At 66.3% G+C, this 16,719-nt stretch carries 15 protein-coding genes; 8 read left to right on the forward strand and 7 right to left on the reverse strand.

Annotated features, from left to right (window positions below; translation table 11 throughout):
- The first annotated feature begins 7 nt into the window (after positions 1-7).
- On the forward strand, positions 8-1,339 hold the full coding sequence (locus tag EPO50_RS19960; protein WP_296346768.1) for an FAD-binding oxidoreductase: 1,332 nt from the start codon (positions 8-10) through the stop codon (positions 1,337-1,339).
- Here the strand turns inward: EPO50_RS19960 and EPO50_RS19965 are convergent.
- Together EPO50_RS19965 and cobT are read right to left on the reverse strand one after the other, a co-directional pair.
- Entirely contained in the window at positions 1,336-1,806 is a 471-nt protein-coding gene (locus tag EPO50_RS19965; RefSeq protein ID WP_296346769.1) for a nuclear transport factor 2 family protein, read from the reverse strand. The two genes, EPO50_RS19960 and EPO50_RS19965, sit on opposite strands and share 4 nt — an antisense overlap.
- A complete protein-coding gene (gene cobT / locus EPO50_RS19970) occupies positions 1,799-2,842 on the reverse strand; it encodes a nicotinate-nucleotide--dimethylbenzimidazole phosphoribosyltransferase (RefSeq protein ID WP_296346770.1) in 1,044 nt (347 codons plus the stop codon). The genes EPO50_RS19965 and cobT overlap by 8 nt, the downstream gene beginning before the upstream one ends.
- A gap of 198 nt (positions 2,843-3,040) precedes the next feature.
- Between cobT and EPO50_RS19975 the strand changes: the two genes are divergently transcribed.
- From EPO50_RS19975 to EPO50_RS20005, 7 genes are all read left to right on the forward strand, one after another.
- Positions 3,041-4,780 carry an adenylate/guanylate cyclase domain-containing protein gene (locus EPO50_RS19975; protein ID WP_296346771.1) on the forward strand — a complete coding sequence of 580 codons (1,740 nt, stop codon included), beginning with the start codon at positions 3,041-3,043 and terminating at the stop codon, positions 4,778-4,780.
- Between the two features lie 64 nt (positions 4,781-4,844).
- On the forward strand, positions 4,845-5,660 hold the full coding sequence (locus EPO50_RS19980; RefSeq protein ID WP_296346772.1) for an adenosylcobinamide-GDP ribazoletransferase: 816 nt from the start codon (positions 4,845-4,847) through the stop codon (positions 5,658-5,660).
- A gap of 43 nt (positions 5,661-5,703) precedes the next feature.
- Complete coding sequence (locus EPO50_RS19985; RefSeq protein ID WP_296346773.1) at positions 5,704-6,375, forward strand: histidine phosphatase family protein; 672 nt, start codon at positions 5,704-5,706, stop codon at positions 6,373-6,375.
- Positions 6,372-7,214, forward strand: a complete 843-nt coding sequence (locus EPO50_RS19990) for a class I SAM-dependent methyltransferase (RefSeq protein ID WP_296346774.1) — start codon at positions 6,372-6,374, stop codon at positions 7,212-7,214. Before EPO50_RS19985 ends, EPO50_RS19990 begins: the two co-directional genes overlap by 4 nt.
- A complete protein-coding gene (gene cobU / locus EPO50_RS19995) occupies positions 7,214-7,777 on the forward strand; it encodes a bifunctional adenosylcobinamide kinase/adenosylcobinamide-phosphate guanylyltransferase (protein WP_296346775.1) in 564 nt (187 codons plus the stop codon). The genes EPO50_RS19990 and cobU overlap by 1 nt, the downstream gene beginning before the upstream one ends.
- 123 nt (positions 7,778-7,900) lie before the next feature.
- A complete protein-coding gene (locus tag EPO50_RS20000; RefSeq protein ID WP_296346776.1) occupies positions 7,901-8,587 on the forward strand; it encodes a lipid-binding SYLF domain-containing protein in 687 nt (228 codons plus the stop codon).
- A 114-nt stretch (positions 8,588-8,701) separates the two neighbouring features.
- Complete coding sequence (locus EPO50_RS20005; protein ID WP_296346777.1) at positions 8,702-9,673, forward strand: OmpA family protein; 972 nt, start codon at positions 8,702-8,704, stop codon at positions 9,671-9,673.
- 6 nt (positions 9,674-9,679) lie between these two features.
- On the opposite strand, the gene EPO50_RS20010 is transcribed toward EPO50_RS20005, so the two are convergent.
- The 5 genes from EPO50_RS20010 to gltB all read right to left on the reverse strand — a co-directional run.
- A complete protein-coding gene (locus tag EPO50_RS20010; RefSeq protein ID WP_296346778.1) occupies positions 9,680-10,324 on the reverse strand; it encodes a CoA transferase subunit B in 645 nt (214 codons plus the stop codon).
- Between the two features lie 10 nt (positions 10,325-10,334).
- Positions 10,335-11,036 (reverse strand): CoA transferase subunit A, encoded by a 702-nt coding sequence (locus tag EPO50_RS20015; protein WP_296346779.1) that lies wholly within the window; start codon positions 11,034-11,036, stop codon positions 10,335-10,337.
- 71 nt (positions 11,037-11,107) lie between these two features.
- Positions 11,108-11,905 (reverse strand): enoyl-CoA hydratase/isomerase family protein, encoded by a 798-nt coding sequence (locus EPO50_RS20020; RefSeq protein ID WP_296346780.1) that lies wholly within the window; start codon positions 11,903-11,905, stop codon positions 11,108-11,110.
- 3 nt (positions 11,906-11,908) lie between these two features.
- Entirely contained in the window at positions 11,909-12,799 is an 891-nt protein-coding gene (locus EPO50_RS20025) for a DMT family transporter (protein ID WP_296346781.1), read from the reverse strand.
- A 22-nt stretch (positions 12,800-12,821) separates the two neighbouring features.
- Positions 12,822-16,719, reverse strand: a 3,898-nt coding sequence (gene gltB / locus EPO50_RS20030) for a glutamate synthase large subunit (RefSeq protein WP_296346782.1), incomplete at its 5' end; no start/stop codon positions are given.

Consider the following 16,719-nt stretch of genomic DNA (forward strand, 5'->3'; position numbering starts at 1 on the left):
GGGAGTGATGGCCGAGTCCGTGTTCCACAAGGATTTCAAGCCGATGCCCTGGTGGTGGGAATGGTGGCATCCCTCCAACGAGCTGAGCCAGGATCCGCCGCTCAAGACCGACGTGCTGGTGGTCGGTGCTGGTTATGGTGGCCTGTCGACCGGACTCGAACTGGCGCGCGCCGGCGTCGATGTCACGGTCCTGGAACGCGGCGATTTCGGCGTTGGCGCCTCGACGCGGAACGGTGGTGGCGTCAGCGGCGGCACCACGATGGGCAAGGGCTTCTCCGGCAAGGGAGTGGGCGGCAATGCCGAAGCCTGGAAGCAGGTGATGGCGCGCATGCTGGCCGACGCCGCCGATTCGCTGGCGCAGGTCGAGACCGTGATCCAGCGCGAGGGCATCGAATGCTACTGGCGCATGAACGGCCGCTTCAGCGGCGCCTACACGCCACGCCATTACGCCGAGCAGGAGGCCAAGGTCGGCACCTACAACGCCAAGGCGGGCCTCGGCACCTACATGGTGCCGCGCGAACAGCAGCGCGAGGAGATCGCGTCGGATTACTACTACGGCGGCATGGTGGTGGAGCGCACCGGCCAGCTCCATCCTGCACTCTATTATGGCGGCCTGCTGAAGGCGGCCCATCGTGCCGGCGCCACGCTTTGCGCCAACTGCGACGCCGAGAAGATCGAGCGCAAGGCGGGCGGCTTCCGCGTGCTCACCAGCAAGGGCCCGATCGAGGCGCGTGAAGTGGTGATCGCGACCAACGGCTACACGACCGAACTGACGCCGACCTTGCGCCGCAAGCTGGTGCCCGTGGCCAGCCATATCATCGCGACCGAGGAACTGCCCGAGGATCTGGTGCAAAGCCTGATCCCGAGGAACCGTGTCGTCAGCGATACCAAGCGCGTGCTCTGCTACTATCGCCAGTCACCCGACAACAAGCGCGTGATCTTCGGCGGCCGCGCGCGCTTCACGCAGGTCACGCCCGAAGTCAGCGCGCCGGTGCTGCACGGCTACATGCTGGAGCGTTGGCCGCAGCTCAAGGGCGTGAAGGTCACGCATGCCTGGACCGGCAACGTCGCCTTCGCCTTCGATTTCCTGCCGCACATGGGCATGGAGCAGGGCATGCACTATCTCATGGCCTGCAACGGCTCGGGCGTCGCGATGATGAGCTATCTCGGCTACCAGACCGCGCGCAAGATCGTCGGCGGCTCGAACGCGCCGGTGAACGCCTTTGACGGTCAGGATTTCCCGACCGTGCCCTTCTACAACGGCAACCCCGAATGGGTGCTGCCCTTCGTCGGCGCCTGGTATCGCACGCGCGACTGGTGGGATCGGGTGAGGGCCTAGGCCGGCAACCGTGTCGCCTGGCTGACCGCGAGTTCCCAGCCGTCCTTCGCCGTGACGTACACGCAGACCCAGCGGAAGTCGTAGGTCTTCTGTTCCTTCACGTTCAGGATCGGGCTCTTGCCGGTCACGATCACCGTGGGGCCGGCGTAGACACGGAAGCTGAGTTCGGTGGCGGGAGCCGCTTCGATCAACGGCTCGCCGGCCATCGCCGAGACGATGCGCGCATCCTTGTTGTCGAGTTTCCCCGAGCCGTGGGTGTGCGTGTAGTTGTCGGCATACGCGGCGCGCAACGCCTTGAAGTCCTTGTCCTTCACGGCCTTGGCGAGCTTCTCGCGGAAGGCCGTCACCTCCTGAATGATCTTCTGGGCTTCAGCCGAATCGGGCTGGCGCGGCGGGTGGGCAAAAGCCGGCAACAGCGGCAGGGTGAGGAGCGGCAGGGAAGCCGCGAGCAGGGAGCGTCTACGCATCCTTGGAAGATACGCCAGCCTCCGCGAAGGTTGCCATACCGTTGTGGCAGGCGGCGGCGGCTTTAAGGAGCGGCACGGCGACCGCTGCCGCTGAGGCTTCGCCCAACCGCATGCCGAGATCGAACAGCGGCGTCTTGTCGATCGCCTTGAGCAGACGATCGTGGCCGGGCTCGGCCGAGCGATGCGCCACCAGGCAATGGTCGAGCGCGCGCTTGTCGACCGCCTGCAGCACCGCCGCGGCAGCGGTGCAGGCATAACCATCGAGCAGCACCGGGATGCGGCCCATGCGGGCGGCGACGATGGCCCCGGTGATGGCGGCGAGTTCTTCGCCACCGACGGCCGCCAGCAGCTCCAGCGGATCGTGCCGCGCGATTGCTTCCCTATGGTGCGTCAGCGCTTCGTCGATGACGGCAATCTTGTGCTCCAGCGCCTTGCCGGCAACGCCCGTGCCGGGCCCCGCCCAATCTTTGCCGTTGCCACCAAACAGCGCGGCGCAGAGCGTGGCGGCCGCGGTGGTGTTGGCGATGCCCATCTCGCCCAGGCACAGAACGTCGATGCCGGGCTCGGCCGCCATCATGCCGTAGGCCATGGCGTTGGCGGCGCGCGCCTCGTTCATTGCCGGGCCCTGGGTGAAGTCGGCCGTGGGATTCTCGAGGTCGAGCTCGTAGATGCGCAGATCGGCGTCGATCGCGGCGGCGAGCTGGTTGATGGCCGCGCCGCCATTCAGGAAGTTCTTAACCATCTGCTGGGTGACTTCGGGCGGATAGGCGGAAACGCCGCGCGCCGCCACGCCATGGGTGCCGGCAAAGACCGCGATGCGCGGCCGCTCGACCCGTGGCTGGGCGCGGCCTTGCCAGGCGGCCAGCCATTCGGCGATCTCCTCCAGCCGGCCGAGCGAGCCGGCGGGCTTCGTCAGCTCGGCCTGGCGCTGCACGACGCGCGTCTGCGCCTCCAGGTCCGGCCCCGGCAGCTCGCGCAGGATGCGGCGCATTTCGTCAAAGGAAGCGGCGGATTTGGCTGTCGGAGGAGTGCTCATGAGGGCGCGGACCATCCTATATTTGCCGCACCGAGGCCAGCCCAAACGGCCCGCATTTCCGGCCGTTTTCGTCGCGCCCCACTGTGTCGCCGGACCGTGCGGCTGAGCAGTGTGGCGGGGTTCGGGCCGGACCATCCGGTTCATTGCCCCGGCCGGGCGGCCCTTCTACGATGCAGGGCGCCTTCCGGGGTAAAGCCGATGGACCACAGGCTTGCGGCGGTGCTGGCGGCCGACATGGTCGGTTACAGCCGGCTGATGGAGGTGGACGAGCGCGGGACGCTCGCGCGATTGCGCGCCCATCGCATTGAGCTGATTGACCCTGCCATCGCCAAGAACCAGGGGAACATCATCAAGACCACCGGCGACGGCATGCTGGTGGAGTTCCAGAGCGTCGCCGATGCGGCCAGGTGCGCGATCGAAATCCAGGAGCGGATGCGGCGGCGTAATTCCGATGTCGCCAGCGACCGGCGCATCGACTTTCGCATCGGCATCAATCTCGGCGACATCATCTTCGAGGACGGCGACATCTACGGCGATGGCGTCAACATCGCGGCGCGCGTGGAGCAGCTCGCCGAGATCGGCGGGATCTGCGTCACCGCCGCCGTGCACGACCAGATCGATGGCCGCGTCGATGTCGCCTTCGAGGATCTGGGCGAGAAGCTCTTGAAGAACATCAGCCGGCCGGTGCGGCTCTACCGAATCGTTATTGCGCCACCGGAACAGAGGCCGGCGCCAGGTGGCGCGCATGCCGCCACGAAGGCCGCCGTGGTGAAGCCCACGGTCGCGGTGCTGCCGTTCACCAACATGAGCGGCGATCCGGAGCAAGAGTTCTTCGCCGACGGACTGACCGAGGACATCCTCACGGAGCTCAGCCGCCGCCGCGAGCTGTTCGTGATCTCGCGCACGTCGACGTTCGTCTACAAGGGCCACGCCGCGAACCTCCGCGAGGTCGCGCAGAAGCTGGGCGCGCGCTATCTGGTAGAAGGCAGCGTCCGCAAATCGGGCGACCGGCTGCGCGTATCGGTGCAGCTCATCGACACGGCGAGCGACGCGCATATCTGGGCCGAGCGCTATGACCGCAAGCTCGACGACATCTTCTCCATCCAGGACGAGATCACTTCGGCGATCGTCGCGACCCTGCCGGGCCGGCTCGAAGCGGCGCAGCAGGACCAGCTCGCCCGCCTGAAGCCGTCCAGCATGGCCGCCTACGAATGCGTGCTGGCCGCCAAGGTCCTGCACCACCGCAGCACGCGCCAGGACAACGTCGAGGCGCTGAAGCTGATCGACCGGGCCTTGCAGCTCGATCCCGACTACGCTCATGCCCACGCGTGGCGCGGGTGCATACTCGGTCAGGGCTGGGGCTATGGCTGGTGCGAGGACAAGGACGCGGTTTTCAACGAGGTCGCGTTCGAGCTCGACAGGGCGATGGCGCTCGACGACAACGACCCCGACGTCCATCGCATCCTCGCCGCGGTCGCGATCGTGCGAAACGACATGAATCGCGCTCGCTATCATCAGGATCGGGCGCTGGAGCTGAACCCCAACTACGACCTCGTCGTGGTCCAGATGGGCGAGCTCTTCACTTGGCTCGGACGGGCTGAGGAGGGGCTCGAGTGGATCCGCAAGGCAATGCGTTTGAACCCGCACCATCCCGCGCGCTTCTGGAGTCATCTCGGCAAGGCGCACTTCGTCGGCCGACAGTATGCGCAGGCCGTCGAGGACTTCATGCATCTGTCGACGATGGACGCCCAGCAGCACGCCTTCATAGCGGCCTGTTACGGATGGCTCGGCGACCGGACCGCTTCGTCGGCGCATGTGATGCGGGTGCGGCAGCTCGATCCCGAGCTCGATCTAGAGAAGTTCCTGGCCACCATGCATTACGCGAACGACGCGGATCTTCAGCATCTCCGCGAGGGCCTTGTGAAGGCCGGCCTATAGAACGCCGAGAGTGTGGATTTACCGCCTTCATGGCGGGCGTGGGTCACCCTATATTGACCGGACCATGACCAGCCCCAACGACCCTTCCTTCGGCTCCGGCAGCCATCGTCCGACCTCGTTCGACGAATGGTTGCAGGCCGCGAAGGAGCAGGCGACCTTCTTCACGGGCCTCAAGCTCGATGTCGGCCTGCCGCGCTGGCAGCTCGCCGATGTCCTTCCGGTGCTGCCCTTCATCGGCGCCGGCATCGGCCTGGCAGCCGGACTGGTCTTCGCCATCGTGCGCGGCATCGCGGGGCCTGGCTGGCTGGCGGCCGTGCTGGCCGTGGGCGCGGCCGTGCTGATCACGCGCGCCTTGCATGAAGACGGTCTCGCCGACACCGCCGATGGGCTCGGTCCGCATGCGCTGGAACCGGCGCGCCGCCTCGAGATCATGCGCGACAGTCGCAACGGCACCTTCGGCGTGCTGGCGCTGGCGCTCTCGGTTTTGATCAAGGTCGCCTGCCTCGCCCAGTTCAGCGGCGCCACCGGCCTCGTCGTCCTGATTTCTGCACATGCCGTGTCGCGGTCCGTGCTGGCCTATCCGCTGCTGGCCTATTCGCCGGTCCATGGTGACGGTCTCGGCGCGCAGGCCGGAAAGCCCACCGATAATGACGTTTGGTTGACGATCGGGCTCGGCGCCGTGCTGGCCTTCCTCCTGTTGCTGGGCAAGGGCTTCTTCGTGGCGCTGCTGACGCCGCTGATCGCCATTGGCGCCGGCATCCTCGCGGCGCGCTGGATTGCCGCGCGGCTGGGCGGCTACACCGGCGACACGCTCGGGGCCGTCCAGCAGAAGGCCGAAATCGCTTTCCTCGTGGTGGCGGCCCTGCTCATCGGCGGCTAAGAAGGCTGCCGTTCGAAAGACATCGAAGCACAGTGAGGGCAGCATGGCGACGGGCGCCAAGATCACCGGATCGGTCACACGTTGGTGGTGGGTGCGGCACGCGCCGGTCCCCAATCCGGAACGCCGCTGCTACGGCCAGTCCGACAAGGATTGCGACGTCAGCAACGAGGAGCTGTTCCGCCATCAGGCGAAGCTGCTGCCCAAGGGCGCGGTCTGGTACGCCTCGAACCTCCTGCGGGCGCGCAAGACGGCCGAGCAGCTCGCCAAGGCCGGCGCAGAGATGGACCGGCTCAATATCGATCCCGACCTCGCCGAGCAGCATTTCGGCGACTGGCAGGGCCTCACCTATATCGAGATCGCCGAGAACCACGCCAACAACCATCTCTTCTGGCTGGGGCCGCCGGAGTACCGGCCGCCGGGCGGCGAGAGCTTCGTCGATCTGCGCGATCGCACCGTGCGGAGCATCGACCGGCTGACCGCCGAGCATAAGGGCCGCGACATCGTGGCGACGGCGCATGGCGGCACGATCCGCGCGGCCCTGGCGCATGCGTTCGATCTGCACCCCGAAGCAGCGGTGCGTTTCGAGATCGAAAACGTCTCGATCACCTTGATCGAGCATTTCGAGCAGGCCGATCCCGCGCATGCCTGGCGGGTCTCGTTCGTGAACTACATGCCGCGCGAGTTGGCCAACGGCCCCGCGGGCGGCCCGGCGTGAAGAGCACTGCCGACCTCGCGGCAGAGCAGGCGGCCTTCTGGAACGGTCCTGGCGGACAGGGCTGGCTCGCTGCCTATCAGCGCATCCAGCGGTCGCTGGTCGACATCAATCGCGTGGTGCTGGCGCATGCCGATGTGCGGCCCGGCGAACGGCTGATCGATGTTGGCTGCGGCACCGGCGACACGACCGCCGCGCTTGCGGCGGCAGTGGGACCGACCGGTCGCGTACTGGGTCTCGACATCTCCGAACCGTTGATCGAGGCGGCGCGTGCAAACGCGGCGCGGAACGCCAGCTTCGTCGTCGGTGACGCAGCGACGCATTCTTTCGAAGCCGGCGCTTTCGATCTCGTCTTTTCGCGCTTCGGCGTGATGTTCTTCGGCGAGCCTGTCTCGGCCTTCCGTAACCTGCATCGCGCCTTGAAATCGTCAGGACGTCTGGCCTTCGTCTGCTGGCGCACGCCGCAGGAGAATCCCTGGGGGCTGGTGCCGGTACGCGCCGCCGCACCCTTCCTGCCGCCCCTGCCGAAGCTCGGTCCTGAAGATCCCGGCCAGTATTCCTTCGGCGACCGCGCCAGGGTCGAACGCATCCTGATGGAAGCGGGTTTCGCGGCTCTTTCTTTGAAGCCGCTCGACGTGCCGATCTTCATGGGCAAGGACGTGGCCGAAGTCGTGGCCAATGCCGATCGTTTCGGTCCGCTGGCACGCGCTTTCGCCGAAGCGACGCCCGAGGCGGCCGACAAAGCGCGCGCGGCGATTACCGAAGTCCTGGCGCCGCATGCGAAACCCGAGGGCGTCCTTCTGCCGGGTGCCTGCTGGCTGGTGAGTGCGAAGGCTTCCTGATGGAGCATATCGGGACGTTTCCGCTGCCGCCGGTGACCCTGGTGCTGGGCGGCGCACGCTCGGGCAAGAGCACGCATGCCGAAAAGCTCGCGACCGGGACGTTGCATGGCGCGACACCGCATCCGGCGGTCTATATCGCCACCGCCGAAGCGGGCGATGTCGAGATGGCGACCCGCATCATGTCCCATCGCGCCCGCCGCGGCGTCGGCTGGACCACGATCGAAGAGCCGTTGAAGCTCTCCGAGGCGCTGGAAGCCGCCGATGCGCATGATCAGCCCGTGCTGGTCGATTGCCTTACGCTTTGGCTGTCCAACCTCATGCATGCTGGGGCCGACGTCGACGAGGCAACCGACGATCTGATGAGGTCACTGGATGATCACAGGTCGCCGGTGGTGTTCGTCAGCAACGAGCTGGGCCTCGGCCTGGTGCCGGAGACGCCTCTCGGCCGGTCGTTCCGCGATGCCATGGGCCGCATGAATATGCGGGTCGCCGAGCGCGCCAACCGGGTGATCTTCATGGCGGCCGGCCTGCCGCTGGTCATGAAGGATCGGCCGGCCGACTGAGGGGCGATCAGGCCCGGATCGGGGCGTTACGCCCCATTTCTGCCCCGAATCATGCTATCATTGGCTCTGTAGGGACCACCAAGGCGCTTCCCCGGCGTCGGTCACCATCCAAGGAGCAGAATAATGAAGCTCGATCGCCGAACCGTCCTCTCGGGGACTGCGGCCGCCATTGCCGCGCCATTTCTCGCGAGCCAGCCGGCCCGCGCCGATGCCAAGCGCCAGTCGCTGGTCGATTCCTGTCTCGCCACGGCCCAGAAGATCCTGGGCGGTCCGGATTTCCCGGACGCTGCCAAGCAGATGACCACTGCACGTGGCGTGCTGATCATGCCCGAACTGGTGCAGGGCGGATTCATCTTCGGCGCGGCCGGTGGGCGCGGCGTCCTGATGGGCCGCAACTCGCCCAACAACTGGAGCTATCCGGCCTTCTACGGCATGGGCTCCGGCAGCATCGGCCTGCAGGTCGGCGGCAAGGTGTCGGAGATGGTGTTCATCATCCGCACCGAGAAGGGTCTGCAGGCGATCCTCGACCACAAGTTCAAGTTCGGTGCGGAAGCCGGCGTCACGCTGGTCGCCGTGGGTGCCGGCCTCGAAGGCGCCTCGACGGCCGCCGGCGGCGCCGACATCGTGGCCTTCGCCAATTCGCAGGGCTTGTTTGCCGGCGTCTCGCTCGAAGGATCCTACATCGACGCCGACAACGACTGGAACGCGCTCTACTACGGCAGCGGCGCGACGGCCAAGGCCATCTTGTCGGAACAGCGCTTCACCAATCCTGGCGCCGAGCCGATCCGGCAATATCTCGCCAAGTGGTGAGCTGGGCCGCGATCACGGATAGATACGCGCGATAGAGCGATCCCGATCCGGTTACATTTGCGCCGGAGTCGCGCGGTCCTATGATGGCTGTTGCCACAGGGGGACCGCATCAAGATGGTCAAGTTTGTCGCTTCCGTTGCGTTTGTTGTCGCGTCCTCCTTGTTTGCGGTGTTGCCTGCCGGCGCGCAGACCGCGGGCGATGTCAAAGGTGCAGCCGACCATCCACTCGTGCCCCGCTACAAAGGCGCAGAGATCCGCCACTACAATGTCGAGCAGTTCAGCGACTACGCGGTCGTTACTGGTCAAACCAAGCGCGGCGACGGAAACCGGCCCGTGCCTGAAACGGCGCTTCCGGTGGACGGCAAGATCACGCACCTGATCTATCGCGCGCCGGCCGACCGGTCGTCGCTCGAAGTGTTCCGCAACTACGAGGAGGCCCTGAAGAGCGTCGGCTTCGAGACGATCTATAGCTGCGCGCGGGCAGACTGCGGCTTTCAGTTCAACAGAGTAATGAATCCCGCGATCAACGACGGGCTGCTCTACGACAAGGAGCAGCGCTACCTCGCTGCCAAGCTGGCGCGGCCACAGGGCGACGTCTATGTGGCGCTCTATGTCACGACCAACGAGGCGAACAAGCGCGCTTTCGCCAAGGTCGATGTCGTCGAGCTGAAGCCGATGGAACAGCGCATGGTCGTGGTGAAGGCCGACGAGATGGAGCAGGCGCTCACCCGCGACGGCAAGATTGCGATCTACGGCATTCTGTTCGATTTCGACAAAGCCGACATCAAGGCGGAGTCCAAGCCGCAGATCGATCAGCTCGGCGAACTGCTGAAGAAGAATCCGAAGCTCGACGTGCTGATCGTCGGCCATACCGACGGGCAGGGCACGTTCGACTACAATCTTTCGCTGTCGCAGCGGCGCGCCCAGGCCATCGCCTCGGCCTTGACCGCGTCGGGCATCGCGGCCAATCGCCTGACACCAGCCGGCGCCGGCATGGTCGCGCCGGTTGCCTCGAACCGAACGGAAGACGGGCGGACCAAGAACCGCCGCGTCGAGATCGTCGAGCGCGTGCCCAGCACGCGCTGACGGTGCTCAGACCGCGATCTTGAGTTTCGCCTTGGTCTTGGCCTTGACCTCATCGACGGTGACGCCGTCGGCAAGCTGAACCAGGGTCACGCCGGCGTCGCCCTTCTTGTCGACGGTGAAGACGCCCAGTTCCGAGATCACCATATCGACGACGCGCCGGCCGGTCAGCGGCAGGGTGCATTCGCTCAGGAGCTTGGAGGCGCCGTCCTTGGAGATATGCTCCATGGTGACGATGACGCGCTTCACGCCGGCGACGAGATCCATCGCGCCGCCCATGCCCTTCACCATCTTGCCGGGGATCATCCAGTTGGCGAGGTCGCCGTTCTCCGCCACTTCCATGGCGCCCAGGATGGAAAGGTCGATATGGCCGCCGCGGATCATGGCGAAGCTGTCGGCCGAGCTGAAGTAGGACGTGCCCTTGACCTCGGTCACGGTCTGCTTGCCGGCGTTGATGATGTCGGCATCGACTTCGTTGTCGAGCGGGAAGGGGCCGACGCCCAGCATGCCGTTCTCGCTCTGCAGCGTGATGTCGACATCCTCGGGTACGTAGTTCGACACCAGCGTCGGAATGCCGATGCCGAGGTTGACGTAGAAGCCGTCCTTCAATTCCTTGGCGGCGCGCGCCGCCATCTGATCGCGGGTCCAGGCCATCGTTCTCTCCTCAAGCCTTGCGAATGGTGCGCTGTTCGATCTGCTTGTCGTAGGGCGCGCCGCAGAAGATGCGCTTCACGAACACGGCGGGCGTATGGACCTGGTCGGGGTCGAGCTGGCCGACCGGCACCAGCTCCTCGACCTCGGCGACGCACATGCGGGCCGCGGTCGCCATCATCGGATTGAAGTTCCGTGCGGCCTTCCGATAGATCAGGTTGCCGGCGGTGTCGCCTTTCCAGGCCTTCACGAGCGCGATGTCGCCGAACAGGCCGCGCTCCATCACATATTCCTCGCCGTCGAAGACCTTGGTCTCCTTGCCCTCGGCCACCAGGGTGCCGACACCGGTCTTGGTGTAGAAGGCCGGGATGCCCGCGCCGCCGGCGCGGCAACGCTCCGCGAGCGTGCCCTGCGGGTTGAATTCGAGCTCGAGCTTGCCGTCGAGGTAGAGCTTGGCGAAGGTCTTGTTCTCACCGACGTAAGAACTGATCATCTTCTTGACCTGCCCGGTCTCGAGCAACAGGCCGAGGCCCGCGCCGTCGATGCCGGCATTGTTCGAGACGCAGGTGAGGCCCTTGACGCCGGAGTCGCGCACCGCGCGGATCAGCTTGTCGGGAATGCCGACCAGACCGAAGCCGCCGCACATCAACATCAGATCGTCGCGCAGCAGGCCTTCGAGCGCCGACTTTGCATCCTTGTAGACCTTGTTCGCCATCGCTCCGCTGCTCCGTTCCGTCCTCGTCCCGGGTGTCCCGGCATATGGTAGGGCCGGCGCTGGCCTGTCAATCAATCGCGAATCGTGCGCTTTCCAGCGACGAATTCGCCCATCAGTCGATGCCCGTCGTCGCTGACGGCGAGATCGAGGAACAAGGTGCGTTCGTTCGCCAGCCCTTGTGACAGCGGTGTTTCAGCCGCGCCGCGGATCAGCCGCTTGATATGCGCCACTGCCTTGGGCGGCTGGCCGGCGAGCCGCTTGGCCATCGTCAGCGCATGATCGAGCACCGACCCGTCGACGGCCGCATGAACCATGCCGAGCGCCGCCGCCTCGTCCGGTGACACGGTGCGGCCCGTGAGCGATAGCTCCAGCGCGCGCGCTTCGCCGACCAGGCGCACCAGGCGTTGCGTGCCGCCGGCGCCGGCCAGGATGCCGATATTGATCTCGGGCTGGCCCAGCCAGTAGGGCCCGCGCTCGGCCAGGCGAATGTCGCAGGCCATGCAGAATTCGAAGCCGCCGCCCATGGCCGTGCCGTTGATGGCGGCGATGATCGGCTTGGGCGCGGCTTCGAGCCGCGTCAGGATCTTGTGGTAGGCGCTCTCGGGCGAGGGCCGGTCGAGCGAGAAGCTGGCCCCTTTGGCGCGCAGCTTCTCGGACAGGGCGACGAGTTCGGAGACATCGTAGTGCTCGACGAACACGCCCTTCAGCGCGCCGGTGAAGACCAGCACGCGCACGCCGTCGTCGGCGAGCAGCGTATCGACGGCGGTGTCGAGTTCACCCACCATCGCGGCGTTCATGTAGCCTTTGGGCGGGTTGTTGAAACGAATGAGGGCAACGGCGTCGCGCCGTTCGATTTCGATCCGGGACATGCCCTAATTGTTTCGATCCAGGATCACGATGGCAATTCCCGCGATCACCAGCGCCGTGCCTGCCGCGAGCGGCCAGGTGACCGGTTCGCCGACCAGCACGATCGAACTGGCGATGGCCAGCAGCGGAACGCCCAGCATGCCGAGCGAGCCGGTGATCGGCGGCAGGGCGCGCGCGACGGAGACGGCGGCCCACGTCGCCGTCGGACCGGCCAGCACGCCGAGATAGAGCAGCGAAAGCCACAGCGAAGGCTGGCCGAGATCGAGATAGCCTTGAGGCTCGACGAAGAAGGCCAAGATCCAGAGCAGCACGGTGGCCAGACCCATCTGCCAGGGCAGCACGTCGAGCGGCGACATGCGCCAGCGATGGCGGCGCGCATGCAGGATGGCGATGGCCCAGGTGAAGCCTGCCGCCAGCAACCAACCGTGACCGAACAGCACCGCGCGGTCGCTCCAGTCGAAACGCAACGGATCGACCAGCACGACGATGCCGGCGACGCCCAGCGCCGCGCCCAGCATCGCGCGCGGGCCGACCTTCTCCCCGGCCATCCAGGAGAGCGGCACCATCCAGAGCATGGTCGTGTAGGCCAGCACACCCGAGCGGCCCGGCGGCACGCTCTGCACGCCGAGATTGGCGAAGGCAAAGAAGCAGGTGAGCTGCAGTGCGCCCACCGACAGGATGATCGGCCAGTCGGCGCGGCTGGGCCACGCCAGCCGCTTCAAGGCCGCGACCAGAACGAACGCGGTCGCCGCCGACAGGGTCGCGCGCGCCGCCGCCATCCAGACTGGCGTGCTGGCGCCGAGCCCGATCTTGATGATCGGCCAGGCAAGGCCAAACAGCACGACGACGGCGCCGAGCTGCAGCCACGCCACGCGCGAGGGCCGCGCGTCGCCCATGTGCATCTCCTCCGGCGCGTTGCTAGGCGCGCTTTTCCGTCACGATGGTCAGCGGCTGCGGCAGGCGCGAGAGCATTTCCTTCGGCACGACCTGCCAGAAACGCTCGACCTCGCGGTTCCAGTCGTTCAGCAGGCGCGCGCCGAGCGGCGACTTGGTCTCCGCAACATGCTCCTGCAGGCGGGCCTTCAGGTCGGCGTCCCAATGCGGATGGTCGATGCGTTGCCACACGACCGTCTCGGGATTGACCTTGAGCTTGAAGCTGTCGTCTGGGTCGTAGACGTAGGCCATGCCGCCCGTCATGCCGGCGCCGAAGTTGATACCGGTCGGTCCCAGGATCACGGCCGTGCCGCCGGTCATGTACTCGCAGCCGTTCGAGCCCACGCCCTCGACCACAGCATCGGCGCCGGAGTTGCGCACGGCGAAGCGCTCGCCGGCGAGACCCGAGGCGAACAGCTTGCCTGCCGTCGCGCCGTAGAGAACGGTGTTGCCGATGATGGCGTTGGCTTCGGGCACCAGCGGGCTCGAAACCGTCGGCTTCACCACGATGGTGCCGCCGCTCAGGCCCTTGCCGACATAGTCGTTGGCGTCGCCGAACACTTCGAGCTTCATGCCCTGGACGGCGAAGGCGCCCAGCGACTGGCCGGCCGTGCCGCGCAGGCGCACGGTCACCGTGTCGGGCTGCAGGCCCGCCATGCCGTACTTCCGCGTGATCATGGCGGCGAGCCGCGTGCCCACGGCGCGATGGGTGTTCCGTACGCTGTACTGCAGCTGCATCTTCTCGCGGTGCGTGAAGAGCGGCTGCACGTCGCGCAGCATCTGGGCATCGAGCGTGTCGGGCACCTCGTTGCGGCCCTCGACCGTGCAATGCGCGACTTCGCGGCCACCGTCGGCGCGCGTCAGCAGCGGGTTGAGGTCGAGATCGTCGAGATAGCGCGCACCGCGGCTCACCTGCTTCAGCAGGTCGGAGCGGCCGACGATCTCCAGCAGCGAGCGGTAGCCGAGTTGCGCCAGGATTTCGCGTACTTCCTCGGCAATGAAGCTGAAAAGGTTGACGACCTTCTCCGGCGAGCCCTCGAACTTGGCGCGCAGCTTCGGGTCCTGCGTGCAGACGCCGACCGGGCAGGTGTTTGAATGGCACTGCCGCACCATGATGCAGCCCATGGCGATCAACGACGCCGTGCCGATGCCATACTCCTCAGCGCCCAGCATGGCGGCGATGACGACGTCGCGGCCGGTCTTGATGCCACCGTCGGTGCGCAGCAGCACCTTTTCGCGGAGCCGGTTCAGGGTCAGCACCTGATGCGTCTCGGACAGACCCATCTCCCAGGGAATGCCGGCGTACTTGATGCTGGTCTGCGGGCTCGCGCCCGTGCCGCCGCTGTGGCCCGACACCAGGATCACGTCGGCCTTGGCCTTGGCCACGCCCGCCGCGATCGTGCCGATACCGGAGCGCGCGACCAGCTTCACGGTCACGCGCGCCTCGGGGTTGATCTGCTTCAGGTCGTAGATGAGCTGGGCCAGATCCTCGATCGAGTAGATGTCGTGATGCGGCGGCGGGCTGATCAGGGTGACGCCCGGCGTCGAGTGACGCAGCTTGGCGATCATCTCGCTCACCTTGAGGCCCGGAAGCTGGCCGCCCTCGCCGGGCTTGGCGCCCTGCGCGACCTTGATCTCCAGTTCGCGGCAGTTGTTCAGGTATTCCGCCGTGACGCCGAAGCGGCCCGACGCCACTTGCTTGATGGCCGAGGAGGCATTGTCGCCGTTCGGTCGCGGGCGGTAGCGTGCGGGATCCTCGCCGCCTTCGCCGGAATCCGACTTGGCGCCGATGCGGTTCATGGCGATCGACAGCGTCTCGTGTGCCTCGGGACCGAGCGCCCCCAGCGAGATGCCGGGCGCCACCAGCCGCTTGCGCAGCTCGGTGATCGATTCGACGTCGTCGATCGTGACCGGCGCGCGGTCGGTCTTGAAGTCGAGCAGGTCGCGCAGGTTGATCGGCGGCAGGCGACGCACTGCTTCGCTGTACTTGCGATACTTGGCGTAGGACTCGGTGTTCACCGCGTCCTGCAGTATGTGGATCAGCGTGCCTTCGAAATTGTGCCGGTCGCCGCCGCGCCGGGCCTTGTAGAAGCCGCCGATCGGCAGCGCGATCACGTCTTCGTCGAAGGCGCGGGCATGCTGCTCGGCGATCTTCTCCTGTACGCCGCGGAGCCCGATGCCCGAGATGCGCGAAGGCATGCCGGGGAAGAATTCGTTGACCAGCGAACGCGAGAGGCCGACCGCCTCGAAGTTGCAGCCGCCGCGATACGACGACAGCACCGAGATGCCCATCTTGGACATCACCTTGAGCAGGCCTTCGTCCAGCGCCTTCTTGAAGTTGGCGAGGCACTGGCTGAGCGACTGCTTGCCGAACAGGCCACGCGCATGGCGGGCCGCGATCGTCTCCTCGGCGAGATAGGGGTTCACCGTCGTTGCGCCGACGCCGATGATGACGGCGACATAGTGCACGTCGAGGCATTCGCCGGACCGCACGTTCAGCGACGTGAAGGTGCGCAGCGACTGGCGCACCAGGTAGGAGTGAACGGCGCCCGCCGCCAGGATCATCGGTAGGGCGGCGCGGTTCTCGTCGATATTGGCGTCGGTCAGGACGATATGCAGGCAGCCGCTGCGGACGGAGTCTTCAGCCTCCTTGCAGATGCGCTCGAAGGCCTGACGCATGGCATCGAGCCCACCCTTCGGATCGAAGGTGCAGTCGATGCGCGCGGCCGTGTCGCCCATGTACTTGCGCATCGCCTCGAACTCGGCGTTGAGCACGATCGGCGACTGCAGCGAGAGCATCTCGCTCTGCTCGGGCGATTCGTCGAGGATGTTGCCGAGGTTCCCGAGCCGCGTGCGGATCGTCATTACATTGCGCTCGCGCAAGGAGTCGATCGGCGGGTTGGTCACCTGGCTGAAGTTCTGCCGGAAGTAATGGTGCATGCCGCGATAGGTGTCGGAGAGCACCGCCAGCGGTGCGTCGTCACCCATCGAGCCGACGGCCTCCTTGCCGTCTTCGACCATGGGATGAAGGATCGCTTCGAGATCCTCGATCGACCAGCCGGCGGCGAACTGCCGGCGGCGCAGCTCGTCGGCCTGGAAGTGTTCGGTGGCCGGCACATCCTGCTTAATCAGCGAGTCGAGTTCGACCGTGCGCACCGTCCAGCTCGCATAGTCGTGCGTGGCGGCGAGCATGTCCTTCAGCTCGCGGTCCTTGTAAAGGCGCGGCTGGTCCATATCGACGGCCAGCATCTCGCCGGGGCCGAGCCGGCCCTTCTCGACGATCCGCGTCTCTTCCTGCGGCACCATGCCGGCCTCGGAGCCGGCGATCAGCAAATTGTCTGAGGTGCAGACGTAGCGCATGGGACGGAGCCCATTGCGGTCGAGACCGACCAGCGCCCACTTGCCGGCCACGGCAGCGATGGCCGCCGGCCCGTCCCACGGCTCCATCACGCCGTTGACGTAGTTGTACATCGCCCGATGCGCGGTCGGCACGTTGGGGTTCGTGCCCGAGGCTTCGGGGATCATCATCGCCTTGACCATCGGCAGGTTGCGATGGCCGCGCACCAGCAGCTCGAACACATTGTCGAGCGCCGAAGAGTCGGACGCGCCGGGCTGCACGATCGGCTTCAGGTCCTCGATGGCGCGGCCGAAGCCGTCATGCTCGAGGCGCGCCTCGTGGCTCTTCATCCAGTTGACGTTGCCCAGGATGGTGTTGATCTCGCCGTTATGGGCGAGCACGCGGAAGGGCTGCGCCAGCTTCCACTGCGGGAAGGTGTTGGTCGAATAGCGCTGATGGAAGATCGCGAAGCGCGAGACGAAGCGCTCGTCGAGCAGGTCGGGATAGAAGGCCGACAGATGCTCGGCGAGGAACATGCCCTTGTAG

The organism is Reyranella sp. (genome assembly GCF_004297405.1).
Lineage (GTDB): Bacteria > Pseudomonadota > Alphaproteobacteria > Reyranellales > Reyranellaceae > Reyranella.

Excerpts from the sequence above, each read along its gene's own strand:
- EPO50_RS20005 (WP_296346777.1), top strand. The coding sequence starts at position 8,702 with ATGGTCAAGTTTGTCGCTTCCGTTGCGTTTGTTGTCGCGTCCTCCTTG.
- EPO50_RS20020 (WP_296346780.1), bottom strand. The coding sequence starts at position 11,905 with ATGTCCCGGATCGAAATCGAACGGCGCGACGCCGTTGCCCTCATTCGT.
- EPO50_RS20015 (WP_296346779.1), bottom strand. The coding sequence starts at position 11,036 with ATGGCGAACAAGGTCTACAAGGATGCAAAGTCGGCGCTCGAAGGCCTG.
- cobT (WP_296346770.1), bottom strand. The coding sequence starts at position 2,842 with ATGAGCACTCCTCCGACAGCCAAATCCGCCGCTTCCTTTGACGAAATG.
- EPO50_RS20000 (WP_296346776.1), top strand. The coding sequence starts at position 7,901 with ATGAAGCTCGATCGCCGAACCGTCCTCTCGGGGACTGCGGCCGCCATT.
- cobU (WP_296346775.1), top strand. The coding sequence starts at position 7,214 with ATGGAGCATATCGGGACGTTTCCGCTGCCGCCGGTGACCCTGGTGCTG.
- EPO50_RS19965 (WP_296346769.1), bottom strand. The coding sequence starts at position 1,806 with ATGCGTAGACGCTCCCTGCTCGCGGCTTCCCTGCCGCTCCTCACCCTG.
- EPO50_RS19985 (WP_296346773.1), top strand. The coding sequence starts at position 5,704 with ATGGCGACGGGCGCCAAGATCACCGGATCGGTCACACGTTGGTGGTGG.
- EPO50_RS20010 (WP_296346778.1), bottom strand. The coding sequence starts at position 10,324 with ATGGCCTGGACCCGCGATCAGATGGCGGCGCGCGCCGCCAAGGAATTG.
- EPO50_RS19960 (WP_296346768.1), top strand. The coding sequence starts at position 8 with ATGGCCGAGTCCGTGTTCCACAAGGATTTCAAGCCGATGCCCTGGTGG.
- EPO50_RS20025 (WP_296346781.1), bottom strand. The coding sequence starts at position 12,799 with ATGGGCGACGCGCGGCCCTCGCGCGTGGCGTGGCTGCAGCTCGGCGCC.
- EPO50_RS19975 (WP_296346771.1), top strand. The coding sequence starts at position 3,041 with ATGGACCACAGGCTTGCGGCGGTGCTGGCGGCCGACATGGTCGGTTAC.
- EPO50_RS19980 (WP_296346772.1), top strand. The coding sequence starts at position 4,845 with ATGACCAGCCCCAACGACCCTTCCTTCGGCTCCGGCAGCCATCGTCCG.